This window comes from Wolbachia endosymbiont of Tuta absoluta, from assembly GCF_059414725.1.
In genome coordinates this window covers 1-3,559 of record NZ_JBNRJY010000665.1, presented here as the reverse complement: position 1 = coordinate 3,559, position 3,559 = coordinate 1, and the positions used below count along the sequence as shown (strand labels likewise).

Annotated in this window: 3 protein-coding genes and 1 pseudogene; 3 read left to right on the top strand and 1 reads right to left on the bottom strand. The window is 36.8% G+C overall.

The genetic code is table 11. The features are described from left to right. The 3 genes and pseudogenes from ACJ5GX_RS07100 to ACJ5GX_RS07090 form a co-directional block, all read left to right on the top strand. Positions 1-767, top strand: a pseudogene (locus ACJ5GX_RS07100) (hypothetical protein); the annotation flags it as partial. A 106-nt stretch (positions 768-873) separates the two neighbouring features. Next, the gene (gene proS, locus ACJ5GX_RS07095) at positions 874-2,133 is read left to right on the top strand and encodes a proline--tRNA ligase (protein WP_052264936.1); all 1,260 of its coding nucleotides are present in this window, start codon (positions 874-876) and stop codon (positions 2,131-2,133) included. Then, the gene (locus ACJ5GX_RS07090) at positions 2,130-2,504 is read left to right on the top strand and encodes a holo-[acyl-carrier-protein] synthase (protein WP_010401163.1); all 375 of its coding nucleotides are present in this window, start codon (positions 2,130-2,132) and stop codon (positions 2,502-2,504) included. The genes proS and ACJ5GX_RS07090 overlap by 4 nt, the downstream gene beginning before the upstream one ends. 52 nt (positions 2,505-2,556) lie before the next feature. Here ACJ5GX_RS07090 and ACJ5GX_RS07085 read toward each other — a convergent pair whose 3' ends face one another. Then, positions 2,557-3,291, bottom strand: coding sequence for a hypothetical protein (locus tag ACJ5GX_RS07085; protein WP_006013937.1), 735 nt, complete (start codon positions 3,289-3,291; stop codon positions 2,557-2,559). Positions 3,292-3,559 lie beyond the last annotated feature (268 nt).

Here is a 3,559-nt window from a genome sequence, read left to right as displayed (position 1 = left end):
AAGATTTACAGAAAGCAAAAGGACTTGAACACAGCAATACTCCTACACCATCATTTCCAGTAATACCTGAAACACCCATTGTACCGCCACCTCCTCCTCCATCTTTAGGGAATAATTTCCCTTCTGGGCCTGCAATTGATGATTTGTTTGCAGAAATAAAACAAAGAAAAAACCTCATGAGCAAGGAAAAGCGTGACGAGATTGAGAAGAAGAGGTTAAAAGAACAGGAAGCAAAGAAGTCAAGCAATAAAGGAGGTGGGCAACAAGAAAAAAAAGAAGATCTTACGGCTGATTTTAATAAAGTACTTCTGAAACGAAGGGCAAACCTTCATGGAAAGCAAGGGAGCAACGTACAACAGCCAAGTAACCTGAACAGGGCATTCAATAAAATGTCAGCTATGATCCCACCACCACGGAGTCGTAGTAGTAGTGTATCGAGTAGCAGTAGTGAAGAGTATGAACAAGATTGGAGCGATAATGAAAGTACATATTCAACACCTCTAAACCCTCAACTAGACAATAAAAAAAGAAGGGATAGTTCTGACAGTGGTCATGAATCTGATGATAATGTAAAACCTAAATCCACAACTCCACCACGTTCTACACTAAAGGCAGAGAAGCCACCGATATCGCCTAAGCCTGTTAATTCAAAAACGAAATCTGAAGCTTCTTCTCCAACAAAAACAAATACTGTGGAGCTAGCAAGTAGTGAGATGCAAGAATCGTCTACTGTTTCTGTTCAGGAAATCCGAAAGAGATTTGAATAATAAGGAAATGTCAAGAAAAGCACCATACACTTTCCTTCCTTTTTAAAATAAGTTTACCTAAAGGCCTGATTGTACTAAGATTGCTTAGTACAATCAGATTTATCAAATGCGTTTATCTCAATATTACCTGCCAACTTTAAAAGAAACCCCGGCTGGTGCTGAAATTATTTCTCATCAATATTTGTTACGTGCGGGCTTAATCAAGCAGACAGCATCTGGAATTTATTCTTGGCTGCCGCTTGGTCTTTTGGTACTTAAAAATATTGAAAATATTATCAGAGATGAAATTGGTGCAATTGAAGTGTTGATGCCTTGTGTGCAGCCAGCAAGTCTTTGGCGAGAGTCAGGACGTTACGATGATTACGGCAAAGAAATGCTACGTATTAAAGATAGGCATGAAAGCGATATGCTTTTTGGTCCAACACATGAGGAGGTGGTAACTGATTTGATTAGAAATACGGTAAAAAGTTACAAAGATTTACCACTTTGTTTATATCAAATTCAGTGGAAGTTTCGTGACGAAGTAAGACCTCGTTATGGCGTTATGAGAGGCAGGGAATTTCTGATGAAGGATGCATACAGTTTTGATGTAGATTACGAAGGTGCACTGAATTCATATAATTTGATGTATAAAACTTACATAAAAATCTTCAAACGAATGGGGCTTACTCCAATTGGAGTGAGGGCAGATACAGGACCAATTGGAGGAAATTTAAGTCATGAATTTCATATATTGGCAAACACCGGTGAGAGCACTCTATATTATGACAATAAACTTTTTGAATTACTAGAAAGCGAAGATATTGAAAGCCTGAAGAGCATATATGCAGTTGCAGACGATATGCATGATCCTGAAAGTTGTCCTATAACGCAAGAACAGTTAAATGTTAGCAAGGGTATTGAAATAGGGCATATTTTTTATTTTGGTGATAAATATTCGAAACCTATGAAGGCAAGTGTTACTTCTCAAGATGGAAAAAATGTTAACATGCATATGGGTTCGTATGGTATTGGAGTTTCAAGGCTTGTTGGCGCAATAATAGAAGCTTTCCATGATGATAAAGGAATTATCTGGCCAGAGGCAGTAGCTCCTTTTAAAGTTGGTTTGATCAATTTACAAACAAAAGTAACGGAGGCTGCAGATAAAATATACAAAGCTTTGAAAAGCGATGAAGTGCTTTATGATGATACGGACGAAAGTGTAGGAGTGAAATTTGCCAGAATGGATCTGATAGGCTTGCCGTGGCAAATAATTATTGGAAAGAAAGCAGTAACTTCAAATATAGTTGAAGTAAAAAATAGGGCAACTGGAGAGGTACAGGAAATACAAGTTGAAGAAGCAATAAATCGTTTTAGCGCAAAATGATATACGGTATTGGCACTGACATAGTATATATACCCAGAATATTGAGAATATCACAAAAATACGGGGAAAAATTTCTCAATAAAGTCTATACTAAGAAGGAAATAGAGATAAGCAAAAAATATAATAGCCAAGAAGTAAGAGCAAAATATTTTGCTAAACGCTTTGCTGCAAAGGAAGCTTTTGTTAAAGCGCTAGGCACTGGATTCAGCCAAGGAATTATAATGAAAGATATAGAAATATACAGTACTATCAGGGGAAAACCACATCTTGCTATCACAAAGGATTTCATCTCGAAAGACTACAAGATACACCTTTCTCTAAGTGATGATCAAGATTATGCTACTGCGTTTGTTGTAATTTGCGTTGAGTAGATATTGTTTAGTACATATGATTTCAAAAATTTTTTTGAAATTATACTTTGACCTACACAGATCGACCTTTCTGTGAATCCTGGTTTCTGCTTTCTTCAACTTGTTTTGCAAAAGACGTCTCTTGTGTATTCATATGTTGAAGTGGTTTAGCAATTTCGCGCACAACAGCAGCAACTGCAGTTAAAAACGCCTTGAACAATCCACCTAAAACTCCACCAACTGCTTCTCTACCGTACATACGAGCTTGCTTTTCATTGTCATCAGCAGTTTCCCCTGCCCTCCTTCGTGGATCCATTCTATGAGCAATAACTGAAAACAACACCCCCCTAATTGAAGACTTCACTCGTGCTTTTGCCTTCTGAACATCCCCATCACTTGCTACTTCATGTTTTTCCCTACTATTCATTAGCTCCTTTTGTTGTTGAAAACTTAAGATCTCTTCCATCAGTTGTTTCTTTCTCTTTTCCAGAACTCTTTTCTTGGATTCTGATTTATCGCGAGTGTGCTTTGTGGTTTCAAGTTCTACATCAATATCCTCAGATGCTGCTTGGCTATATAAGGTTTCTATGAGCCTATCTATACTTCGCTTTACTTGCATAGTCCTTTCGTAACTATCTAAATTATCAACTCCTTCATCAATTTGACTTAAAATATCCTCGAAAGGTTTTAAATACTCTTTAAATTGCTCTTCGAGCTGATTTTCATTCTTCAAATTCCTTTCTCTTCTGTCATCGCTATTCTCTTCAACATTATCATCGCCTTCTTCGAAAAGATCCTCATCATTCATAATTTTTTTTAATTTATTCCCACTTATTATTATTGTATATGAAAAAATTAAATTAACACTAATGAAAAGTGTTCACAACTTCAGCACTGGCTAAAACTACAGTGAAGCTGTCAAAAGTGGCAGGATCGATCTAAGGAGCTTTTACGACAATAGAGTTAGTTGGCTCAACCATTATGGTTTTCATTTTTCGTCTTTAAGATAAGTGACAAATAAATCTTATACATTTGTTGTACTTGCTGCTGGGCATAGTGAACGAATGAATTCAAGC